Annotated in this window: 21 protein-coding genes; 4 read left to right on the top strand and 17 right to left on the bottom strand. The window is 76.1% G+C overall.

The features are described 5' to 3' along the window. Positions 1-85: 85 nt before the first annotated feature. Both O2W17_RS21765 and O2W17_RS21760 read right to left on the bottom strand, forming a co-directional pair. Positions 86-844, bottom strand: a complete 759-nt coding sequence (locus O2W17_RS21765) for an SDR family NAD(P)-dependent oxidoreductase (protein ID WP_269194579.1) — start codon at positions 842-844, stop codon at positions 86-88. 100 nt (positions 845-944) lie between these two features. After that, positions 945-2756 (bottom strand): PucR family transcriptional regulator, encoded by a 1812-nt coding sequence (locus tag O2W17_RS21760; protein ID WP_269194578.1) that lies wholly within the window; start codon positions 2754-2756, stop codon positions 945-947. 394 nt (positions 2757-3150) lie between these two features. On the opposite strand from O2W17_RS21760, the gene O2W17_RS21755 reads away from it, so the two are divergent. Next, positions 3151-4143, top strand: coding sequence for a DUF2877 domain-containing protein (locus O2W17_RS21755; protein ID WP_269194577.1), 993 nt, complete (start codon positions 3151-3153; stop codon positions 4141-4143). A 13-nt stretch (positions 4144-4156) separates the two neighbouring features. On the opposite strand, the gene O2W17_RS21750 is transcribed toward O2W17_RS21755, so the two are convergent. From O2W17_RS21750 to rpe, 8 genes are all read right to left on the bottom strand, one after another. Next, positions 4157-4633 (bottom strand): SSI family serine proteinase inhibitor, encoded by a 477-nt coding sequence (locus O2W17_RS21750; protein ID WP_269194576.1) that lies wholly within the window; start codon positions 4631-4633, stop codon positions 4157-4159. A gap of 51 nt (positions 4634-4684) precedes the next feature. Further along, a complete protein-coding gene (hisG, locus tag O2W17_RS21745; RefSeq protein WP_269194575.1) occupies positions 4685-5551 on the bottom strand; it encodes an ATP phosphoribosyltransferase in 867 nt (288 codons plus the stop codon). Positions 5552-5644: 93 nt separating this feature from the next. Further along, complete coding sequence (locus O2W17_RS21740; protein ID WP_269194574.1) at positions 5645-5908, bottom strand: phosphoribosyl-ATP diphosphatase; 264 nt, start codon at positions 5906-5908, stop codon at positions 5645-5647. Continuing rightward, entirely contained in the window at positions 5905-6432 is a 528-nt protein-coding gene (gene ribH, locus O2W17_RS21735; RefSeq protein WP_269194573.1) for a 6,7-dimethyl-8-ribityllumazine synthase, read from the bottom strand. The genes O2W17_RS21740 and ribH overlap by 4 nt, the downstream gene beginning before the upstream one ends. Then, positions 6429-7745 carry a bifunctional 3,4-dihydroxy-2-butanone-4-phosphate synthase/GTP cyclohydrolase II gene (locus O2W17_RS21730; protein ID WP_269194572.1) on the bottom strand — a complete coding sequence of 439 codons (1317 nt, stop codon included), beginning with the start codon at positions 7743-7745 and terminating at the stop codon, positions 6429-6431. Before O2W17_RS21730 ends, ribH begins: the two co-directional genes overlap by 4 nt. Further along, a complete protein-coding gene (locus O2W17_RS21725) occupies positions 7742-8365 on the bottom strand; it encodes a riboflavin synthase (RefSeq protein WP_269194571.1) in 624 nt (207 codons plus the stop codon). Before O2W17_RS21725 ends, O2W17_RS21730 begins: the two co-directional genes overlap by 4 nt. Further along, positions 8366-9442 carry a bifunctional diaminohydroxyphosphoribosylaminopyrimidine deaminase/5-amino-6-(5-phosphoribosylamino)uracil reductase RibD gene (ribD, locus tag O2W17_RS21720; protein ID WP_269194570.1) on the bottom strand — a complete coding sequence of 359 codons (1077 nt, stop codon included), beginning with the start codon at positions 9440-9442 and terminating at the stop codon, positions 8366-8368. Beyond that, the gene (rpe, locus tag O2W17_RS21715; RefSeq protein ID WP_269194569.1) at positions 9439-10110 is read right to left on the bottom strand and encodes a ribulose-phosphate 3-epimerase; all 672 of its coding nucleotides are present in this window, start codon (positions 10108-10110) and stop codon (positions 9439-9441) included. Before rpe ends, ribD begins: the two co-directional genes overlap by 4 nt. Positions 10111-10219: 109 nt before the next feature. On the opposite strand from rpe, the gene O2W17_RS21710 reads away from it, so the two are divergent. The 3 genes from O2W17_RS21710 to O2W17_RS21700 all read left to right on the top strand — a co-directional run bounded on the left by O2W17_RS21710 (position 10220) and on the right by O2W17_RS21700 (position 14427). Then, positions 10220-10846, top strand: a complete 627-nt coding sequence (locus O2W17_RS21710; protein ID WP_269194568.1) for a universal stress protein — start codon at positions 10220-10222, stop codon at positions 10844-10846. Positions 10847-10921: 75 nt separating this feature from the next. Next, positions 10922-12400 (top strand): aldehyde dehydrogenase family protein, encoded by a 1479-nt coding sequence (locus O2W17_RS21705; protein WP_269194567.1) that lies wholly within the window; start codon positions 10922-10924, stop codon positions 12398-12400. Positions 12401-12603: 203 nt separating this feature from the next. Beyond that, positions 12604-14427 carry an HNH endonuclease signature motif containing protein gene (locus O2W17_RS21700; protein WP_269194566.1) on the top strand — a complete coding sequence of 608 codons (1824 nt, stop codon included), beginning with the start codon at positions 12604-12606 and terminating at the stop codon, positions 14425-14427. 130 nt (positions 14428-14557) lie between these two features. Here the strand turns inward: O2W17_RS21700 and O2W17_RS21695 are convergent, their stop codons facing one another. From O2W17_RS21695 to metK, 7 genes are all read right to left on the bottom strand, one after another. Beyond that, positions 14558-15058: a hypothetical protein gene (locus O2W17_RS21695; RefSeq protein WP_269194565.1), complete on the bottom strand. Its 501-nt coding sequence runs from the start codon at positions 15056-15058 to the stop codon at positions 14558-14560. Positions 15059-15083: 25 nt separating this feature from the next. Beyond that, positions 15084-16469 (bottom strand): RsmB/NOP family class I SAM-dependent RNA methyltransferase, encoded by a 1386-nt coding sequence (locus O2W17_RS21690; protein ID WP_269194564.1) that lies wholly within the window; start codon positions 16467-16469, stop codon positions 15084-15086. Then, the gene (gene fmt, locus O2W17_RS21685) at positions 16466-17446 is read right to left on the bottom strand and encodes a methionyl-tRNA formyltransferase (RefSeq protein ID WP_269194563.1); all 981 of its coding nucleotides are present in this window, start codon (positions 17444-17446) and stop codon (positions 16466-16468) included. The genes O2W17_RS21690 and fmt overlap by 4 nt, the downstream gene beginning before the upstream one ends. Then, positions 17395-17928, bottom strand: a complete 534-nt coding sequence (gene def, locus O2W17_RS21680) for a peptide deformylase (protein WP_269194562.1) — start codon at positions 17926-17928, stop codon at positions 17395-17397. Before def ends, fmt begins: the two co-directional genes overlap by 52 nt. Continuing rightward, positions 17925-18650: an aspartate/glutamate racemase family protein gene (locus O2W17_RS21675; RefSeq protein ID WP_269194561.1), complete on the bottom strand. Its 726-nt coding sequence runs from the start codon at positions 18648-18650 to the stop codon at positions 17925-17927. Before O2W17_RS21675 ends, def begins: the two co-directional genes overlap by 4 nt. 18 nt (positions 18651-18668) lie before the next feature. Further along, the gene (locus O2W17_RS21670; RefSeq protein WP_269194560.1) at positions 18669-20630 is read right to left on the bottom strand and encodes a primosomal protein N'; all 1962 of its coding nucleotides are present in this window, start codon (positions 20628-20630) and stop codon (positions 18669-18671) included. 89 nt (positions 20631-20719) lie between these two features. After that, a complete protein-coding gene (gene metK / locus O2W17_RS21665; protein ID WP_269194559.1) occupies positions 20720-21916 on the bottom strand; it encodes a methionine adenosyltransferase in 1197 nt (398 codons plus the stop codon). Positions 21917-22017 lie beyond the last annotated feature (101 nt).

Genomic DNA, 22017 nt, shown 5'->3' with positions numbered 1-22017 from the left:
CTGCCCCCGGCATAGGAGGCTATGCCTACGGTTCCGCAGCCGGATCCGCAGGCATAGCTTCCTATGCCCGTGGGGGTGACGGGGCTCAGCGCTCCTGGTCGGTGGGGCGGACGAGCACCTCGTTGACCGCCACGTGCGGCGGCTGGGTGACGACGTAGACCACCGCCCGGGCGATGTCCTCGGCGTGCAGCGCCCGCATGCTCGCGTGCATCTTGTCCGAGGCGGCCTTGGCCTCCGGCTGGGTGATGTGCGACGTCAGCTCGGTGGTGACGGCGCCGGGTTCGACGAGCGAGATGCGCACCCCCCGGCCGGTGACCTCCTGCCGCAGCGACTCGCTGAAGGCGTTCACCGCCCACTTGCTGGCGTTGTAGACCCCCGCGCCCTTCCGGGCCTGCCGCCCGGCCACGCTGGACATGTTCACGATGTCGCCGGACCCCTGCTCCACCATCCCGTCGAGGGCCGCGTGGGTCATGTACAGGACGCCCATGACGTTGGTCTGGATCATCCGGCGCCAGTCCTCGGTGGCCGCACCGGCGATGGTGCCCAGCAGCATCACGCCGGCGTTGTTGACCAGGACGTCGAGGCCGCCCAGCTCCGACCGCGTGCGCGCCACGGCGTCGGCGCAGGCCTGCTCGTCGGTGACGTCGAGGGCCAGCTGCAGCACCGCCGCGCCGTCCTCGCGGAGCCGGCCGGCCAGCGCGTCGAGCCGGTCGGTCCGCCGGGCCCCGATCGCGACGGCTGCACCGGCCGCGGCGAGGGCGACCGCGGTCGCCTCCCCGATCCCCGACGACGCCCCGGTCACCAGGGCCACCTTGCCGGCGAGCGGACGTTCGACCTCGGTCATGCGGCTCTCCTCCCGCGCCGCCCCGTGCGGCACCGGGCCCCACCCTGCCCGGCCCCGGGCCGCCCCGCTCCCCGGAACCGGTCGCGCGGGCGCCGGGGACTCAGACCAGCGCCTCGAACCCGTCGTCGGGCAGCGCCAGGCCGCCGTCCAGCGGCGGGCGGGCCGGCTGGTCGAGCCCGCGCATGCGGGCCGCGTGCAGGGCCAGCAGCAGGTTCAGCCGCAGCGTCGGGTCGGTGGTGAAGGGCCCGAGCATGCGCTCGAGCTTCCCGATCCGGTAGCGCATGGTGTTGTAGTGGAAGTGCAGCCGGCGGGCCGACTCCGCGACGTTGAGGTTGGTCTCCAGCAGCACCCGCAGCGTCTCGCGCAGGTCGGCGGAGTCGGCGTCCCCGGAATCGGCCAGCGTGCCGAGCACCTCGTCGACGTAGGAGCGCAGCTCGGTGCTGTCGGGGATCAGCGACAGCAGCCGGAACACCCCCAGCTGGTCGAAATGCGTGACCGCGGACCCGCCGTGGATCTCCTGGCCGACGCCGAGCGCGCGCTGCGCCTGCCGGTGCACCTCGGCGAGCTCGGACAGCGAGCCGGCGGGCCGGCCGATGCCGGTGCCCAGCAGCCGGCCCACCCGGCGCAGCCGCCCGTTGACCCGGGAGGTCACCGCCGACACCAGGGCCGACAGCTCCTCCGGCGTGCGGCCGTCCAGGGGCAGCAGCGTGACGATCTCGGTCGCCAGGCCGGCGACGGCGGCGCCCGCCACCTCCGACTCCAGCGCCGCGCGCCAGCCGTCGGCCAGCCGGTCGAGCACGTCGAGGGCGCGGGTCGGGTCGGCCGCCGCGTCGGCGACGGTCTCGGTCGCGGTGACGAGGACGGCGACCGGACCGTCCAGGCGCCAGCCGAAGGAGCGGGTGTAGGCCAGCGTCCGCTCGGTGTGCCCGACCGAGCCGCCGACCAGCCGGCGCACGAGGTCCCCCTGGAAGCGCAGCTCGACCGAGTGCACCGCCTGCAGCCGGATGACCGACAGGGCGGCGATGACGGCGGCCCGCTCCAGCACGCCGCCGGCACCGAGCATCATGGCGCCGGTCCGGTGGACCGCGACCAGCCAGCCGTGCCGCTGGTCACCGGCCATGATCGGCGCGACCGCGTACTCCCCCACCCCGCCGGGCAGCTGGTGGTGGCCGGGGACGAGCAGGATGCCGTCGGCCGGTGACAGGTCGGCGTCGGCGAGCACGTCGGCCGGGGTGACGACGGTCTGGTCGGCGCGGACGCCGGAGAGCCGGCGGGACGGCGTCAGCTCGGCGAGCGCGTCGTCGGCGGCGGCGTCGAGCAGCCACAGCCAGTCGCTGATCTCGGCGACGTCGTCCCTCGGGCCCGCGCTGGTGACCACCTCGCGGTCGGGCCCCAGGCCGAGCACCGCCGCGCCCTCGAGCATCACGGCCAGCCGCTGCGTCACCTCGGCCAACCCGCCGCCGGTGAGGGCCACCCCGATGAACTCGTGGTCCATGCGCGAGGACAGCGCGAGCGCCTCCCCCTGCTTGACGACCACCGCGCCCAGGACCGCCGAGACGATCTCGTCCAGCCGGGCGCTCGGGGGCAGGGCCAGCACCGGCAGGCCGCGGCGGTCGGCCTCGGCGAGCACCTCGGCGGGCAGCGGCGCGGGCCCGTCGGTGCGCCGGTAGGCCAGGGCCGCGGTGCCCGCGACGTCGAGCCGCTCGACGAGGGCCCGGCAGTTCGCCGGGTCGGCCGGCGGCAGCCGGGCACCGAGCACGACCAGGACGTCGGGGCCGGCGGCGGCCAGCGGGTCGGCCGGGTCGTCGACCACCATGTGCCGGATCGCCCGGCTCAGCCCGGAGGCCCCGGCGGTCACGGTGGCGGCCGCGAGGACCGGTAGCCCGAGGGCCTCCTCGACGGTGAGGCCCATGCGCTGCTGCCAGCTCGCGCGGTCGTCGCGCGGTTCGATGCGCGGCGATTCGGCGACCGCCCAGTTACGACGGAACGGGACGGTTCCATTACCCTGAGTTGCTGTTACGTCCGACACATCACTCTGGGTCACGAGGCATCCCCTTCCAGTCGTCGCCCAGGGTGCCACACCACAGGATCCTGTCAGGTGTCCCCGGACGCCGTGCCCCATTCTTGGCGACATCCGCCATAAGAGGGCGTGCGACGCGCCGCATAGGTTCGACCTCGAACCACCCGCTCGCTGGATGGTAGGCGCTCCGTCAGGCAGTGCGTGCATCGTCCCCGCGGGCGGGGTGGACCGAGGAGCGGGGGCCGATCCACCGGTCTCCGTCGTCCCGTCGGGTGGAGGGCGACCCATGCGCGCGATCGACGACACCGAAGTCCATACCGGCCCGAGCGCGGGCCAGGCACTCCGCGGCCGCGCGGCCCGCGCCGGGCTGCCGACGATCCCCCTGCCCCGGGAGTCGGCCCGTGCCGCCGCACGGACGGCGTCGCCGGCCGCGGTCCCGGCCGCGGCGAGCACGGGCGTCGCGGAGCTGCTGCGGGGCCCGGTGCGCCCGGCGCGCGTGCTGCTCAGCGGACCGGCCGCCGTCTACGTCCAGATCGTGGGCGAGCGCGGCGGCGGCGACGTCGTCGGCGTCCTCACCAGTGACGCCGCGCGCCTGCCCCTGGGCTGCGTCCTCTTCCGGCCGAGCAACGGCCGGCCGCTCGTGGCCCTGCCCACGGGTGCGCCCGCCGAGGTCGGGGCCGGGCGGGTCGTGGTGGGCGACCTGGCAGTCAGCGCGGCCGCCTGGTGGGACCCCCGGCCGCGGCTGCCCGGTGGCCGTCCGGCCCTGCTGCCCGAAGGGGTGCGGCAGCTCCGCACCACCCTCTACGGCGAGGGCGTCCCGCACAGCTCCTTCACGCTGCCGGGCCTCCCGACCGGTCCCGGTGGCCCGCTGGCGGCCCTGCGCGGCGCCGTCCGGCGCGCCGACCTGGAGGCCGCGCTGCGCACGGCGACCCGGCTGATCGGCCTCGGGCCGGGGCTCACGCCCGCCGGTGACGACGTCATGGCGGGCACCATCGCGGGGCTGGTCCTGCTGGGGCACCCGGCGGCCGACCGGTTCGCCGCCGGCGTCTGCTCGCTGGCCGCCGGTCGCACCACGGAGCTCTCCCGCGCGCTGCTCCGGCACGCGGCCGCCGGCCAGGTGAGCGGCGAGTACGCCGCGGTCCTGCGGGGCCTGGTCGGCGAGCGGCCGCTGGCACCGGCGATCGAGCGGCTGCTGGCCACCGGCGCCACGAGCGGCCGGGCCATGGCCCTCGGCCTGTGCACGGCGATCGACCTCGTGGACCGCACGACGCGGCGCTGACCGCCCGTCGCCGTCAGCCCAGCGGCTCGACCCCCACCGGCACGGGCAGGACGGGGCCGAGGGCGTCCCACTGGGCGATCCGGCAGCCGTCGACCCGGGACAGCTCCAGGTCCACCGGCTCGCCGCCCCACCGGCCGGTGATCCGGGCGGTCTGCGCGCCGCCGTACTGCTCGGTGCACATCGCGTCGGCCGGCACGGGTGCGAAGGGGGCGCTCATGCCCCTGAGGTGCGCGCAGGCCGCCTCCGCCTCCGGGTGGGTGCCCTCGACGGGGCCGACGCAGCTGAGCGTCCAGGTCTCCGGCGGCGAGCCGTCGCCCCGGTCCACCTCGATCCGCAGGTCGTCGTCGGCCTGCGAGATGCCGTCGGCAGCGCCGCCGTCGCCCGGGGTGCCCCCGCCGGCCGCACCCGCTGCGTCGTCCCCGGCGCCCGTGGCACAGCCGGCCAGCACGAACACCGTGCTCAGCAGGGTGAGCAGCAGCAGGCGTCGCATGCCCGTGAGGACGAACGACCCCACCGCCGGGTTCCGGCGGGAGGGGGCGGCTCAGATGCGGGAGGCGTGGATGCTGGTGACCAGGATGGCCCGGGCGCCGAGCTCCCAGAGCTCGTCCATCACCCGGTTGGTCTCGGTGCGGGCGATCATCGCACGCACCGCCGACCAGCCCGGCGTCTGCAGCGGGCTCACCGTGGGGCCCTCGATGCCGGGGGTGACGGCGGTGGCCTTCTCGAGCAGGTCGTTCGGGCAGTCGTAGTCGAGCATCACGTACTGCCGGGCGACCAGGACGCCGCGCAGCCGGCGGCGCAGCTGGGCGACGGCCGGGATCTCCTCGGCGCCCTCCCGGCGGACCAGCACGGCCTCGCTGCTGAGCACCGGGTCACCGATGATGTGCAGCCCCGCGGCGCGCAGCGTCGTACCGGTCTCCACGACGTCGCAGACGGCCTCGGCCACCCCGAGCCGGCAGGCGGTCTCGACCGCGCCGTCGAGCTTGACCACGCCGGCGTCGATCCCGGCCTCGTCGAGAAAGCGCTGCAGCAGCACCGGGTAGGCGGTGGCGATGCGCTTGCCGGCCAGCTGGTCCACCCGCTCGATGCCCGACTCGACCGGACTGGCGAAGCGGAAGGACGAGCGGCCGAAGCCCAGCGGCATGACCTCCACCGCGGCCGGGCCCTCGCCGTCGGCCGGTGCGGTCTCCAGCAGCATGTCCCGGCCGGTGATGCCGACGTCCAGCGTGCCGGCGGCCACGTACACCGCGATGTCGCGCGGCCGCAGGTAGAAGAACTCGGTGTCGTTGTCCGGGTCGTAGACCGCGAGGTCCTTGGTGCTGCGGCGCTGGCGGTAGCCGCTCTCGGCGAGCATCTCCGCCGCCGGCTCGCTCAGGACACCCTTGTTGGGGACGGCGACGCGCAGCACGCGGACACTCCTCGGACGTGGGTTGACAGGGCGGCCCCTCGGGCAGGGACCCACGGCGCGCGGAGCGTGTCGTGGGGGCCCGAGGGTCCTTTCTCAGAGGTGAGCGTAGACGTCGTCGAGAGTGAGGCCCCGGGCCAGCATGAGCACCTGCACCCGGTAGAGGAGCTGGCTGATCTCCTCGGCGGTGCGGTCGGCGCCCTCGTGCTCGGCGGCCATCCACGACTCGGCGGCCTCCTCGACGACCTTCTTCCCCGCGGCGTGCACGCCGTCGCGCACGGCGGTGACGGTGCCGGAGGCCGGGTCCCCGTCGGCCACCTTGGCGGCGAGCTCGGCGAACAGCGAGTCGAAGGTCTTCACGAACGGGCCTCCTGGCCGGCGGGGGTCACGGAGAAGCCGGTCTGCCGCTGCGGACCGCGCAGCTCGCGCAGGGTGAGGGCGGTGGCCAGGGCGGCGATCGCCGCCTCCCAGCCCTTGTCCTCGGCCGAGCCGGGCAGCCCGGCCCGGTCGCGGGCCTGCTCCTCGGTGTCGCAGGTGAGGACGCCGTTGCCGACGGGCTTCCCGGCGTCGAGCGAGACCCGGGTGAGCCCCGCCGTCACGGCGTCGCAGACGTACTCGAAGTGCGGGGTGCCGCCGCGGACGACGACGCCCAGCGCCACCACGGCGTCGTGCCGCTCGGCCAGCGCCTGGGCGACGACGGGCAGCTCGACCGCGCCCGGCGCGCGGACGACCGTGGGCGCCGGGACGCCGCTGGCCTCCGCGGCCGCCACGGCGCGGGCCAGCAGCGACTCGGTCAGCTCCGCGTGCCAGGTGGTGGCGACGATGCCGAGGGTCAGCCCGGCGGCGTCGACGGCACCGACCTGCGGTGCGCCGGCGCCGCTCATGCCGGCTGCTCGTCCTGGCCGAGCGGGACGTCCGTGCCGGGCACCGTGGTCGCCCCCGGGGCGTCGGCCGGGCCCGACTCGGTCTCCGGCTCGATGATGTCGAGCAGGTGCCCCATGCGGTCCCGCTTGGTGCGCAGGTAGCCGAGGTTCTCCGCGGTCACGTGGCTGGGCAGCGGCACCCGGCCGAGGACGCGCAGGCCGTAGCCCTCGAGCCCGGCGCGCTTGGCCGGGTTGTTGGTGAGCAGCCGCATGGTGTGGATGCCCAGGTCGACCAGGATCTGCGCGCCGGTGCCGTAGTCGCGGGCGTCGGCGGGCAGGCCGAGGTCGAGGTTGGCGTCGACGGTGTCGGCGCCCATGTCCTGCAGCTGGTAGGCCTGCAGCTTGTGCAGCAGGCCGATGCCCCGGCCCTCGTGCCCGCGGATGTAGAGCACGACGCCGCGGCCCTCCTGGGCGACGGCGGACAGCGCGGCCTGCAGCTGGGGGCCGCAGTCGCACCGCAGCGAGCCGAAGACGTCGCCGGTGAGGCACTCGGAGTGCACACGCACCAGCACGTCCTCGCCGTCGCCGATCTCGCCGTAGACGAAGGCGACGTGCTCGCGCTCGTCGTAGGAGCTGCGGTAGCCGACAGCGGTGAAGGTGCCCGGGGCCAGCGGCACGATCGCCTCGGCCTCGCGCTCGACCAGCTTGTCGAAGCGCTTGCGGTAGGCGATCAGGTCGGCGATCGAGATCATCACCAGGTCGTGCTCGTCGGCGAAGACGCGCAGCTCCTCGCTGCGCGCCATGCCGATCGGGTCCTTCTCGCTGACGATCTCGCAGAGCACCCCGGACGGGCGCAGGCCGGCCAGCAGCGCCAGGTCGACGGCGGCCTCGGTGTGCCCGGGGCGGCGCAGGACGCCGCCGTCGCGGGCCCGCAGCGGCACGACGTGACCGGGGCGGGCCAGGTCGGCCGACGTGGTGTCGGCGGCGGCCAGGGTGCGGATGGTGTGCGCGCGGTCGGCGGCGGAGATGCCGGTGGTGACGCCCTCGCGGGCGTCGACGGTGACCGTGTAGGCGGTGCCGAGCCGGTCCTGGTTCACCCGGTGCATGGGCGGCAGGTCCAGCCGGTCGGCGTCGGCCTCGGTGACGGCCACGCAGACGTAGCCGGAGGTGTACCGGACCATGAAGGCGACGAGCTCCGGGGTGGCGAGCTCGGCGGCGAAGATGAGGTCGCCCTCGTTCTCGCGGTCCTCGTCGTCGACGACGACGACCGGGCAGCCGTCCTTGATCGCGGCGATGGCGCTCTCGATGGAGTCCAGCCGGGTGCGCTCGGTCATCGACGTGCCTCCAGCAGGCGCTCCACGTACTTGGCGATCACGTCGACCTCCAGGTTTACGGGGTCCCCCGTGGCGCGCGCGCCGAGCGTGGTCTCGCGGAGGGTGGTGGGGATGAGGCTGACCTCGAACCAGGGCTCGGGGTCGGCCACGGCGCTGACCGCGCTCACGGTCAGCGAGACGCCGTCGACGGCGATGGAGCCCTTCTCGACGACGTAGCGGCCGAGCTCGGCCGGGATGCCGATGCGCACGACCTCCCAGTGCTCGCCGGGCGTGCGGGACACGATCCGGCCCACGCCGTCGACGTGGCCCTGCATCAGGTGGCCGCCGAGCCGGGTGTGCGGGCTGACGGCGCGCTCCAGGTTGACCGGCGCGCCGTCGGTGGCCGAGCCGAGGCTGCTGCGGCGCAGCGTCTCGGCCATGACGTCGGTGGTCCACTCGCCGGTGCCGTCGGCGTCGGGCCGGATCCCGGTGACGGTCAGGCAGACGCCGTTGACCGCGATGGAGTCGCCCAGCGAGACGTCGGTCAGGACGGTGCGGGCGCGGATCCGCAGGACGGCGGAGTCGCCCTGGTCCTCCCGGGCGGCCAGGGTGCCCACCTCTTCGACGATGCCGGTGAACACTCAGCTCCTCCCGTCCGTGCCGTCCCCGCTGGCGCGGGACACCCCACCAGTGTGCCGGGTGGGGTGCAGCCGGATCTGCACGTCCCCGCCCAGGGGGGTGATACCGGCGACCGAGTAGGACAGCGCCGAGGCGATGCCGCTGATTCCCAGGTCGCCGACCAGCGACGGGCCGGCCCCCAGCAGCTTCGGCGCGAGGTGCACGACGGCCTCGTCGACCAACCCCGCGCGCAGGAACGCCGCGGCGAGCGTCGGCCCGCCCTCGAGCAGCACCCGGCGGACGTCGCGGGCGAACAGCTCGGCCAGCAGCGCCGCCGGCTCCGCGGCCCGGCTCACCAGCGTGGGGGCGGCGTCGTCCAGGACCCGTGCACCGGCCGGCAGCCGGTTGCGGCGGTCGACGACCACCCGCAGCGGCTGCCGGTCGGCGTCCCGGCCGTCGGCGTCGCGGACGGTCAGCTGCGGGTCGTCGGTGAGCGCGGTGCCCGAGCCGACGACGACGGCGTCGCAGCCGGCCCGCAGCCGGTGCACCTCGGCGCGCGCCTCGGGTCCGGTGACCCAGCGGCTGCTCCCGTCGGCGGCGGCCACCCGACCGTCGAGGGTCGCGGCCACCTTCCAGATCACGTACGGCCGCTGCTCGCGGACCCCGGTCAGCCAGCCCGCGAGCGCCCCGAGCTCGGCCGCTTCCTGCTCCACCCCCACGACGACGTCGACGCCGGCGGCCCGCAGCCGCGCCGTTCCCCCGCCGGCCAGCTCGGTCGGCTCGGGCACGGCGACCACGACCCGGGCGATCCCGGCGGCGAGGAGGGCGTCGGCGCACGGGCCGGTGCGGCCGGTGTGCGCGCAGGGCTCCAGCGTGACGACGGCGGTGCCGCCGCGGGCCCGCTCGCCGGCCTGCGCCAGCGCGGCGACCTCGGCGTGCGGACCGCCGGGCGGGGCGGTCGCCCCTTCCCCCGCGACGCTGCCGTCGGCGGCCAGGACCACGGCGCCCACGGCGGGGTTCGGGCTGGTGCTGCCGAGCACTCCCGCCCCCATCTCCCGGGCGCGGGCCATGGCGAGGCGCTCGGCGTCGGTGACGGTCACCCGCGCATCGCCGCGGCCGCCTGCGCGCGCAGCGCGGCGATGGCCCGGGCGGGGTCGTCGGCCCCGTAGACGGCGGAGCCGGCGACGAACATGTCGACGCCGGCCTCGGCCGCCTGCTCGATGGTGTCGGCGTTGATGCCGCCGTCGATCTCGACGAGCAGGGTGAGCTCCCCGGCGTCGACGAGCTCGCGGGCCCGCCGCACCTTCGGCAGGACGTCGGCGATGAAGGACTGGCCACCGAAGCCGGGCTCGACGCTCATGACCAGCAGGGTGTCGAAGTCGGCCAGCACGTCGAGGTGGTCCTCGAGCGGCGTCCCCGGCTTGATGGCCAGCCCGGCCAGCGCTCCGGCGGCCCGGATGTCGCGGGCGACGGCGCGTGGGTCGGTGCAGGCCTCGGCGTGCACCGTCACGTTGCGCGACCCGGCCTCGGCGTAGCCGGGCGCCCAGCGCTCCGGGTTCTCGATCATGAGGTGGCAGTCCAGCGGTACCGGGCTGACCTGCTGGATCGCCTCGACGACCGGCAGGCCCAGGGTCAGGTTGGGCACGAAGTGCGCGTCCATCACGTCCACGTGCAGCCAGTCGGCGTCGGCCACGCGCGCGACCTCGTCGGCGATGCGGGCGAAGTCCGCGGACAGCAGGCTGGGCGCGATCAACGGTTGCCTGGACACGTCCGCCGAGTCTAGGTGCGCAGGTCCACGGAACCGGAGCCGACCGCCGGTCGTCAGACGACCAGGGGCCCGGCCGTCGGCGCCCCGCGCACGCACCGGAGGAGCCGCCGTGCCGACGTCCGCCCTCATCGCCCTCGTCGTCGTCCTCTGGGTGGCGATCGGCTGGAGTGCCGCCCTGTTCCTCGGCCGCCGTGGGTACCGCGATCCGCAGTGGTACTTCCTGGGCGCCGTCCTGGGGCCGCTCTTCGTGCCGATGGCGTTGGAGCGCGGGCGGCGCCAGCACCGGGTGGTCGAGCGCACGCCCCGCGCCGAGGGGAGCCCGCCACCGGCCGAAGGGGCGGTGACGGCGGTCGTGGGCGTCGACGGGTCGGCGGAGTCCGACCGCGCCGTGCGGGACGCAGCGAGGCTGTTCCCCGTCGAGGGCGCGCGGGTGGTGCTGGTGATGGCCGTCGACCCCGACGTCGTCGAGTTCTCCGACGAGACCGAGCAGGACCGTTGCCGGGCGCTGCTGGACGACCGGGCCGGCTGGTTCCCCCGGGCGTCGCCGGTCGTGGAGCTCGTCGCCGGGCAGCCCGGCTCCGCGCTGCTCGACGTCGCGCGGCAGGAGGGGGCCGACGTCGTGGTCGTGGGCCGGCGGGGCCGGGGTCTGTCGCACCGGGTGCTCGGCAGCGTCGCCGAGCACGTGACCCACCACTCCCCCGTCCCCGTGCTGCTCGCCGGCCCCGCGGCCGGCTGACCGGGCCGCACCGGCGGACGGCCGGCGACGAGGGGGCGACGTGTCCGTGGCACCCGACCGGGTAGGGCCCGATGCATGGCTTCCGACCCCTCGACCCCCGCCCGCTACGACGGCTTCGACCGGATGCCCATCGGCGGTACCTGGCGCGCCGGCCGTGCGGGGAAGACCGCCACCGACACCGACCCCTACACCGGCGAGACGCTGACCGAGATCCCGCTCGCGGACGCCGACGACCTCGACGAGGCCTACGCGGCGGCCAAGGGGGCCCAGCGCGAGTGGGCCGCCCGGCTGCCCAGCGACCGCGCCGACGTGATGCGCCGCGCCGCCCGGATCATGGAGGCCCGCAAGGACGAGATCGTCGACTGGCACATCCGGGAGAGCGGCGCCGCCGCACCCGCCGCCGAGTTCGAGTACGCGATCACCCTCCGCGACTTCCACGAGGCGTCGTCCTACCCGTACCGCATGGAGGGCCGGATCCTGCCGGCCGACATCGAGGGCAAGGAGAGCCGCGTCTACCGCCGTCCGGTCGGCGTGGTCGCGGTGATCAGCCCGTGGAACGTGCCGATGCACCTGTCCAACCGCTCGGTGGCGCCGGCACTGGCGCTCGGCAACGCCGTCGTCCTCAAGCCGGCCGGCGACACCCCGGTGACCGGCGGCCTGCTGCTGGCCAAGGTCTACGAGGAGGCCGGCCTGCCCCCGGGCGTGCTCTCGGTGGTCATCGGCGCCGGCCGCGACATCGGTGACGCGATGGTCAGCCACCCGACGCCGCGCGTCGTCTCCTTCACCGGGTCCACCCCGGTCGGCAAGGGGATCGCCGAGAAGGCCGGGCTCAAGAAGCTCTCGCTGGAGCTCGGCGGCAACGGTCCGCTGGTGGTGCTGGACGACGCCGACCTGGAGTACGCGGTGGACGCCGCCGTGTTCGGGAAGTTCTTCCACCAGGGCCAGGTCTGCATGATCACCAACCGCATCGTGGTGGACGCCGCCGTGCACGACGAGTTCGTCGACCGCTACGTGGCGCGGGTGCGGGGGCTCAAGGCCGGCGACCCGACCGAGGCCGACACCGTGATCGGCCCGATCATCAACGCCAAGCAGCTCGAGGGCATCCAGCAGAAGGTCGCTCAGTCGATATCCGACGGCGCCGAGCAGCTGCTCGGCGGCGACCCCAGCGGCCCGATCGGCTCGGTGCTGCCGCCGCACGTGCTCCTGGGCACCAACGACGTCGCCACCGCCCGGCAGGAGGTCTTCGGCCCGGTCGCGACGATCATCCGGGCCGGCGACGAGGCCGAGGCGCTGGCGATCGCCAACGACACCGAGTACGGGCTCTCCAGCGCCGTCTTCACCCGGGACACGCTGCGCGGGGTGAACTTCGCCCTGCAGGTGGAGGCGGGCATGACCCACGTCAACGACTCCCCGCTCAACGACGAGAACAACACCGCGTTCGGTGGCGAGAAGGACTCCGGGCTCGGCCGGTTCGGCGGCGAGTGGGCGATCGAGGAGTTCACCACCGACCACTGGATCAGCGTCCAGCACACCCGCCGGCAGTTCCCCTTCTGAGCGCTCCCGGGCGGGCCCACGGCGGGGGCCCGCCCGGCCCGCGGGCCAGTGGGAGCGCTGGGTGACCCGGCCGCGCACCGTGCTCCTCGCGGTGGGCGCGGTGCTCGCGCTCGCGTTCCTGATCGGCCTCGTCGCCGGGCTGACGGGCTGATCCCGGCCTGCACTGGCGAAAACTGTCGGGCCCCGTCGATAGGTTCGCTCATGTGTTCGAAGGTGGTGGGTTCGGGGTCGGCCTGACGGTCGACGTGCTGGACCTGTCGTCGTGGCCGGGGGAGCTGGTCCCGTCGGGGGTGTCGGTGCGGCCGACCCGGTTGGGTGAGGCGATGCCGGTCGCGGCCCGCACCGATGCGGAGATCGCGCTGGAGCTGCAGCGGATCGGGCGTGCGGAGTCGGCGCTGGCCGCCTACCGGGCGGAGTTGATCTGCGAGCTGGCCGGCCGCCGCCCCGACAGCGCCGACCGGCAGGTCGGCGAGCCGGGGGCGGCGTCACCGGACTGGGTGGCCGGTGCCGGCCACCCGCCGGCGGCGGGGGTGAGCGAGTTCTTCGCCGACGAGCTGGCGATGGTGCTGAACTGCTCCCGGGCGGAAGCCACCACGCACATCGAGCTGTGCACCACGCTGGTGCGGCACCTGCCGGTCACCTGGGCCGCGCTGGCCGATGACGGGCTGGGCTGGCCGCGGGCGCGGGCGGTGGCCGCCGAGCTGGCCGGGCCGGTCCGCCAGCTGGCACCGCAGGCGGTCGCGGCGGTGGAGGCCGCGGTGCTGCCCGGCGCCGGGGAGCTGGCGGTGACCCGGCTGCGGGCCGCGGTGCGCCGGGAGGTGCTGCGCCACGACGCCGCGGCCGCCGAGCGCCGCCGCGCCCAGGCCGAGCGCTGCGCCGACGTGGTGGTGCGCCCGGCACCGGACGGGATGGCCGAGCTGTCGGTGTTCGCCCCCCAGCCGCTGGCCGCCGCGATCCGGGACACCGTCGACCGCTACGCGCGACTGGCCAAGACCGATGACCCGGCCCGGCCGATCGGGTCGCTGCGGGTGGCCGCGCTGGCCGATCTGGTGCTGCGGCCCTGGGACACCAGCCGGCCGCCGGTCACCGCGCACCTGGACGTGCTCGCCCCGGTCGGTGCCCTGCTCGCCGCCGCCGCCGGCCACGACAACTGCGCGGTCGGCCACCAGCTCCCCCACCCACCCGACACCACCCCGGACACCGGACACCCGCCGGCCCCAGGAGACCCGCCGGTGCGTGGCAACTCGCCGGCGCCCGGGGACCGATCGCGGCCCGCCGCCTCGTCGGGGTCCGCCGCGCTGGACCAGGCCGCCGCCTGCCCACCGGATGCCGGGGTGGCCTGCCGCCGGATCGCGCCGGCGGAGGTGAACGGGCAGCCGATCACCGCCGGCCAGCTGCGCGAACTGCTCGAGTTCCTCGACGCGCTGTGCCCCGGCGGGCTGCAGGCACCGACCGGCGGCACCCTGGGCATCTCGCTGCAGGACCCGGCCACCGGCGCCCTCCGGGCCACCGCCACCCGCGGCGAGCTGACCCGGCTGGCCCGCCGCGGCTGCCCCGCCCACCCCGGCACCGACTGCGGCTGCCCGGTCCTGGGTCCACCGGCAGGCACCGACCGGTACCGGCCCACCGCCGCCCAGCACCGCTTCACCACCAGCCGCGACCGCGGCTGCCGCCACCCCGGCTGCGCCAACCGCGCCGGCTGGGCCGACCTGGACCACGTCCTGCCCCACGCCGACGGCGGCACCACGACCTGCCAGAACCTGTGCTGCCTGTGCCGCCGCCACCACCGGCTCAAGACCTTCGCCCCCGGCTGGCGGTTCACCATGACCCCCGACGGCGCGCTGACCGTCACCACCCCCAGCGGCGTCACCCGCACCACCCGCCCACCCGGCATGACCGCCACCGGCCCGCCACCCCCCGACACACCACCACCAGGCTGGCCACCCGACCGAGGGCCGCCCGACCGACGGCCATCAGCCCACCCACCCGAACCGGCCACGCCCAGCCACGACCCGGCTCCCTTCTGACCCGGGGACCTAGAGGAGGCAGGTCGGCCCGCGAGCACATCGCCACGCGCCACGGGCGCCGGGGCGGGGTGCCCGCGTGGGCGGGAACGGGCGACTGCGACTGGGGCGAGGAGGGTGCCGCGGCGCGCGGTCAGTCCCGAGCGGGCAGGGCGTTCCACTCGGCCCAGTAGAGGTCCCGGCCCACGAATCGGGGCGGCGCGGGCAGCGGCCAGCCCTCGGCCGGCCAGCGGGGCACGAACTCGTCCAGGGCCCGCTCGGCCGGGCTGCCGACCAGCCGGTCGACGACCCACCACGACACCTCGGCCCCGACGCCGCCGACCTTGGTGGGCGGATCGATGTAGACGCAGCCGAGCAGCTCGGCCTCGTCCTCGGGGAAGACCCCGTAGAGGAAGCTCTCGTGCGCGGCGATCTCCCGTTCGTGGTGGGCGAGGTCCTCGCGGTCCGCCTCGACGGTCATGTGCGCCGGCGGCCACCCCCACGCCTCGCCGTAGATCGACCACAGCCGCTCCCGCGACCCCATGACGGCCGGGTGGTCGATCTCGGTGTCCGCCGCACCCATCGGGCGCAGGTGCTCCCCGGTGTCCAGCTCGGCACGCACCGGGTGGGAGAAGTCGTCCGGCAACCACGCCATGGACGGCACCGTAGCGGCCGGGGCCTCAGCCGGTACGGCGGAGCAGCGCCATGAACATCGCGTCGGTGCCGTGCCGGTGCGGCCACAGCTGCCCGAAGTCGCCCCGTCCGATGCCGGGCACCTCCGGGAACAGCGGGGCCACCGGGACCACCGCCACGTCGTCACGGGCGGCTGCGGCGTCGACCACCGCGACGGTCTCCGCCGTGTGCGGCGAGCAGGTCACGTAGGCGACCACCCCGCCGACGCGCACCGAACGCAGCGCGCTGTCCAGCAGCGCCGTCTGCAGCTCGGCCAGCGGGGCGACGTCCTCGGCCGTCCGGCGCCAGCGCACCTCCGGCCGGCGGCGCAGCGCACCGAGCCCGGTGCACGGCGCGTCCAGCAGCACCCGGTCGAAGGAGCCCGGCGCCCAGGGCGGCTGCGTGCCGTCGGCGGCCATCACCTCGACGTCCTCCTCGCCGCGCAGCGCCTGGGCGACCAGCTCGGCCCGGTGCGGCGCACGATCGGCCGCGGTCAGCCGCACCCCCTCGGGCCGGGTGACGGCGAGCAGCCCCGCCTTGCCCCCGGGCCCCGCGCACATGTCGAGCCACGCGCTCTCCGGCCCCTCCACCGGCGCCCGGGCCAGCAGCAGCGCGGCGAGCTGGCTGCCCTCGTCCTGCACCGCCGCGCGCCCGGAGCGCACCGACGCCAGCCGGCCGGGATCGCCCCCACCCAGGCGCACCGCGAACGGCGACCACGGACCGGGCTGCCCGCCGGACTCCTCGGCGAGCACGTCGCGCCCCACGCGACGGGCGACCAGGTGCACCTCGGGCGCGACGTCGTCGGCCAGCAGGGCGGGCTCCAGCTCGCCCTCGTCGCCCAGCGCATCCCGCCAGGCGTCGACGATCCACCGGGGGTGGTCGGTGGCCAGCCCTAGCCGCTCGTCGCCCTCGGCGCCGAGCGCGGCCAGCCACGCGGCCCGGTCGCCACCGGCGGCGACCTTGCGCAGCACCGCGTTGACCAGGCCGGAGGCGCCGGTGCCGACGATGCCGCGGGTCAGGTCCACGGTGGTGTCCACGGCCGCGTGCGAGGGCACCCGGAGGTCGACGATCTGGTACGCCCCCAGCCGCAGCAGGTCGAGCACGCGCGGGTCCAGCTCGGCCAGCGGCCGGGACACCAGCCCGGTCAGGACGGCGTCGAGCGTGCCCTGCGCCCGCAGCGTGCCGTAGGCCAGCTGGGTGGCGAAGGCGGCGTCCCGCTCGTCCAGCTGCCGCTCCCGGAGCAGCTGCGGCAGCAGCAGGTTGGCGAACGCCTCGCGCGAGGAGACGGCGTCCAGCACGTCGTAGGCGGTCAGCCGGGCGCCGTCCAGCACCGGCCGCCGGGTGGCGGGGTGCCGGCGCCGGCCGGAGCCCCCCTTGCGCGGTGGGCGGGTCACTCGCCGCCCAGCCGCTCGTCCGGGGCGGGGCGCGCCCCGCGGGCCCAGTCCGCGGCCGGCAGCATTCGCTTGCCCGCGGGCTGCACCTGGTCCAGCCGCACCGGGCCGTTGCCGGTGCCCACGAGGACGCTCCCGGCCTCGACCAGCAGCTCCCCCGGCTCCAGCGACGGGCCGTCCGGCACCGGGCCGACGGGACCCAGCCGCATCCGCTCGCCCCGCCACGTCGTCCAGGCGCCGGGCGCCGGCGTGACGCCGCGGACCCGCCGGTCGACGACGTGCGCGGGCAGCGCCCAGTCCACCCGGGCGTCGGCGGTCTCCACCTTGGGCGCCAGGCTGATCCCGTCGGGGGGCTGCGGCTGCGGCTCCAGCGCGCCGGCGGCGATGCCGTCCAGGGTGGCCACGAGCAGCGCGGCGCCGCTGACCGCCAGCCGGTCGAGCAGTTCACCGGCGGTGTCCCGGGGACCGATGGCCTCGGTGAGGGTGCCGTAGACCGGCCCGGTGTCTAGGCCGGCCTCCAGGAGGAACGTCGAGGCGCCGGTCACCTCGTCGCCGGCCATGATCGCGTGCTGCACCGGCGCGGCACCGCGCCAGGCCGGCAGCAGCGAGAAGTGCAGGTTCACCCAACCGTGCCGCGGGAGGTCCAGCGCCGCCCGGGGCACCAGGGCGCCGTAGGCGACGACCGGCGCGCAGTCGACCTCGAGCCCGGCCAGCTGCTCCAGGAAATCCGGTTCCCGGGGCGAGCGCGGCTGCAGCACCGGGAGGCCGGCGGCGTCGGCGCGCTCGGCCACCGGGGCGCGGCTCACCTTCCGGCCGCGGCCGGAGCGGGCGTCGGGGCGGGTGAGCACGGCGACGACCTCGTGGTCGGAGGCGAGCAGCGCCTCCAGCGAGGGGACGGCGGGCGCCGGGGTGCCGGCGAACAGGAGCTTCAGTGGGGGCTCACCTTCACGACGGGGAGGTAGCTGCCGTAGCCGGCCCACTCGGCGGCCTGGATCTCGGCGAGCGCGGCGACCCGGTCGGCGTCGGCGAGCCGGTCGACGAACAGGACGCCGTCGAGGTGGTCGGTCTCGTGCTGGATGGCGCGGGCCAGCAGCTCGGAGCCCTCGACCCGCACCGGGTCGCCGTGCACGTTCCAGCCGGAGGCGACCACGTGCAGGTGCCGGCGGCAGTCGTAGCGCAGGTCGGGGATGGACAGGCAGCCCTCCGGGCCGTCCTGCACCTCTTCGCCCACCGGGACGACGTCCGGGTTGACCAGGTGGCCCACCTCGCCGTCGACGTACCAGGTGAACACCCGCAGCCCGACACCGATCTGCGGAGCTGCGAGCCCGGCGCCCCCGGCCGCCTGCATGGTCTCGGTCAGGTCGGTGACGAGCTGCCGCAGCTCCTGGTCGAAGTCGACGACCGGTGCCGCGGGCTGGTGCAGCACCGGGTCGTGGTACAGCCGGATGGGGGTGACGCTCACCCGGTGATCGTAGGTGGCGGCGCCGCGCCGTCCGACGCCAGCGCGGCCTCGACGGCCGCGGCCACGTGCAGCGCCGTCGTGGGGAACGTCGGGACGTCGACGTCGTCCGGACCGATGAGCAGCTCGATCTCGGTGCACCCGAGCACCACGCCCCGCGCTCCGCGCGCGACCAGCCGGTCGACCACGTCGCGGTAGGCCTGCCGCGACTCGTCCCGGACGATGCCGAGCACCAGCTCCTCGTAGATGACCCGGTGCACCCGGTCCCGGTCGGCCTTCTCGGGCACCAGCACCTCCAGGCCGGCGGCCGCGAGCCGGTCGGCCATGAACGGCTGCTCCATCGTGTACCGGGTACCGAGCAGGCCGATGCACGACAGACCCGCCGCCGTGACGGCTCCGGCGGTGCTGTCGCCGATGTGCAGCAGCGGCACGTCGATCGCGTCGGCGACCACGTCGGCGACCGTGTGCATGGTGTTGGTGCACAGGACCACCACGTCGGCCCCGGCGGCCTGCAGCGCCCGGGCGTCGGTAGCGAGCAGCGCACCCGCGGCGGCCCAGTCCCCGGCCGCCTGCAGCCGCTCGATGCCGGCGAAGTCGACCGACAGCAGCAGGCACCTGGCGGAGTGCAGCCCCCCGAGCCGGTCCCGCACCGTCTCGTTGAGCAGCCGGTAGTAGAGGGCGCTGCTCTCCCAGCTCATCCCGCCCAGCAGCCCGATCGTCCGCACGGGGCCATGCTGGCAGCCTCAGACCAGGGTGAGCGGGTCCAGCTGCACGCGGACGTGCTCGGGCACCTTGCGCGCGCTGCGCACGCCCTGCACCGCAGCCAGCGCATGCGCCAGCGCGGCACCCTCGCTGCGCGGCACCCGCACCAGGTAGCGCTCCCGCTCGCCCTCCTGACCGGGCCGGGGCGGCTCCGGTACCGGCCCCAGGAGGTCGGCGCCGGCGGGCAGCCGCGCGGCGGCCAGGAAGTCGCCGAGCGCGGCCGGCGAGCCCACCAGCGACGCCATGCGGGTCACCGGCGGGAAGCCGAGCTCGCGGCGGTCGGCCAGCTCCCGCTCGGCGAGCCAGCCGGGATCCCAGCGCACCAGTGCCTGGACGACGGGATGACCGGCGTCGGCGGCGACGACCACCTGGCCCCCGGCCGAGGCCGGGCGCACCAGCGACGCGGCGTTGGTCCAGCGGCGCAGCGTCTCCTCGCCGGCGCGCAGGTCCGCCCGCCCGAGGAGCGCCCACGAGTCCAGCAGCAGCGCGGCGCCGTACCCGCCGTCGGCCACCGGCTCGGCCCCGGGGGTGGCCACGACCAGCGCGGGGCCCGCCGGCACCGTGGCGAGGACGCCGGAGGTGCTGCCCGAGGTGCGCACGGTCGTGCCGGCGAAGGCCCGCGCGAGCTCCTCGGCGGTGCGCGACTCCCCCACCACCGAGGCCCGGAGCTTCGTCCCGTGGCAGTGCGGGCAGTCGAACGTGGCGGCGGGACGGGCGCACCAGCGGCAGGCCGGGATCCGGCTGCCGCCCGGGCCCGGCCGCGGCGAGATGCCCAGCGGGCCGGCGCAGGCGGCGCACCGGGCCGGCGCCCGGCAGCGGGCGCAGGCCAGGGACGGGACGTAGCCGCGCCGGGGCACCTGCACCAGCACCGGCGCCCCGGCGGCCAGCGCCTTGCGCGCCGCGTCGTAGGCCAGCGAGGGCAGCCGGGCGGTGCGGGCCGCGGCGTCGCGGGCCAGCTCGAAGTCGTCCCCCAGCGCCTGCACCCGGGGAGCGGCGGCGCGCAGCACCGCACGGTCGGCGACCAGCTCGTGCGCCCACCCGGACTCCACCAGCAGCGCGGCCTCGGCGGTGCGCGACGTCCCGGCGACGACGGCGGCGCAGGAGTCCAGCCAGGCCCGCTGGACCAGCACGTCCCGGGCGTGCGGGTAGGGGGCGTGCTCGTCGGCGTGCAGGTCGTCGCCGTCGTCCCAGACGACGACCAGCCCGAGGTCCCGGACGGGCGCGAACATCGCCGCCCGGGTGCCCAGCACCACCTGCGCGGCGCCCCGCGAGGCGGCGAGGAAGCGGCGGTAGCGCTTCTCCGGTGAGTCGTCGGCCCGCAGCACGGTGAAGGAGTGCTCCGGCAGCAGTCGCTCCGCCGCCGCGGTCAGCCGGTCCAGGTCCTTGCCGTCGGGCACGACGACCAGGGCGCCGCGCCGGCCCGACAGCGCGGCGCGGCACAGCTCGACCAGCCGGGCCGGCCAGTCCTCCCCGGGCAGCGCCGTCCAGACGGCGCGCGCCGGCCGCCCCTCGGCGAGCGCCCCGAGCAGGGCGGGGCCGGCCGGGTAGCGGGCGAAACCGGCCGGGTCCGGCGGCCCCGGCAGCTCCTCGGGGGTGGGGGCGGGCCGCTTCTCGGCGGCGGCCCGGCGCGGCGGCAGCGCCAGGCGCAGCACGTCGCTCGCGGTGCCGGCGTACCGATCGGCGACCGCGCGGACCAGGCGGGCGACCTGCGGGGTGAGCACCGGTTCCCCGGAGGGCACGTGCGACAGCGGCTGCAGCGTGCCCGCGAACTCGGTGGTGTCCGCCAGCTCCCACACCACGCCGTCGACCAGCCGGCCGTGGAAGCGGACCCGCACCCGGCAGCCCGGCTGCACCGTGTCGGCGAACTTCTCCGGGACGGCGTAGTCGAATGGCCGGTCCAGGTGGGCCAGCGGGACATCGACGACGACCCGGGCGACCTGCACCGGACCAGTCTCCCCGCTCCCACCGACAGCACCGCGCTCCTCCCCCGGCCCCGCGACGGGCGCGCGGAGCCGGGGGACGGCGTCCGTCCTCAGGCCCCCACGGCCGAGCGCAGCGCCTCGACGCGGTCCAGCCGCTCCCACGGCAGGTCCAGGTCGGTGCGGCCGAAGTGGCCGTAGGCGGCGGTGGGCCCGTAGATGGGGCGCAGTAGGTCCAGGTCGCGCACGATGGCGCCGGGGCGCAGGTCGAAGACCGAGGTGACCGCCTTCTCCAGCACCTCGTCGGCCACCGTGCCGGTGCCGTGCGTGTCGACGAACAGGCCGACCGGGTGCGCGGCGCCGATCGCGTAGGCGACCTGCACCTCGCACCGGCGGGCGAGCCCCGCGGCGACGACGTTCTTCGCCACCCAGCGCATCGCGTACGCCCCCGAGCGGTCCACCTTCGACGGGTCCTTGCCGGAGAAGGCGCCACCACCGTGCCGGGCCATGCCGCCGTAGGTGTCGACGATGATCTTGCGGCCGGTCAGCCCGGCGTCGCCCATGGGACCGCCGATGACGAACTTGCCGGTCGGGTTGACCAGGAGCCGGTGACCGGTGGTGGGCAGGCCGAGTGCGGCCAGCTCCGGCTCGACGACGAGCTCCTCGATGTCGGGGGTCAGCAGCGTCTCGATCGAGATGTCCTCGGCGTGCTGCGAGGAGACGACCACGGTGTCGACCGCGACCGGCCGGTCGTCCTCGTAGACGACCGTGACCTGGGTCTTGCCGTCGGGGCGCAGGTAGGGGACCGAGCCGTCCTTGCGCACCGCGGACAGCCGGCGCGACAGCCGGTGCGCCAGCGCGATCGGCAGCGGCATCAGCTCGGGGGTCTCGTCGGTGGCGTAGCCGAACATCAGGCCCTGGTCGCCGGCGCCCTGGCGCTCGATCTCGTCGTCGGCGGTGCCGCCGGTGCGCGCCTCGTAGCCGGTGTCCACGCCCTGGGCGATGTCGGGCGACTGCGCGCCGATGGAGACGCTGACCCCGCAGGAGGCGCCGTCGAACCCCTTGCGCGAGGAGTCGTAGCCGATGCGCAGGACGGTCTCGCGGACGATCGCCGGGATGTCGACGTAGCCGGCGGTGGTGACCTCGCCGGCGATGTGGACCTGACCGGTGGTGATCAGGGTCTCGACCGCGACCCGGCTGCGCGGGTCCTCGGTCAGCATCGCGTCCAGGATCGAGTCGCTGATCTGGTCGGCGATCTTGTCCGGGTGGCCCTCGGTCACCGACTCGGACGTGAAGAGGCGGCGTGGCACTCGGGTCTCCTTGGGACGGTGGGTGGCGGACGGTGCCGAGCCCGGCTGCCGAGCAGAGCACCAGGGACGCACGCTACCGGCGTGGCGCAGGAGGGGCAGCG

The sequence above is a fragment of the Blastococcus sp. VKM Ac-2987 genome (genome assembly GCF_026967805.1).
GTDB lineage: Bacteria > Actinomycetota > Actinomycetes > Mycobacteriales > Geodermatophilaceae > Blastococcus.
The sequence above is the reverse complement of the archived record's forward strand: the minus strand, read 5'-3'. Positions and strand labels throughout refer to the sequence as shown.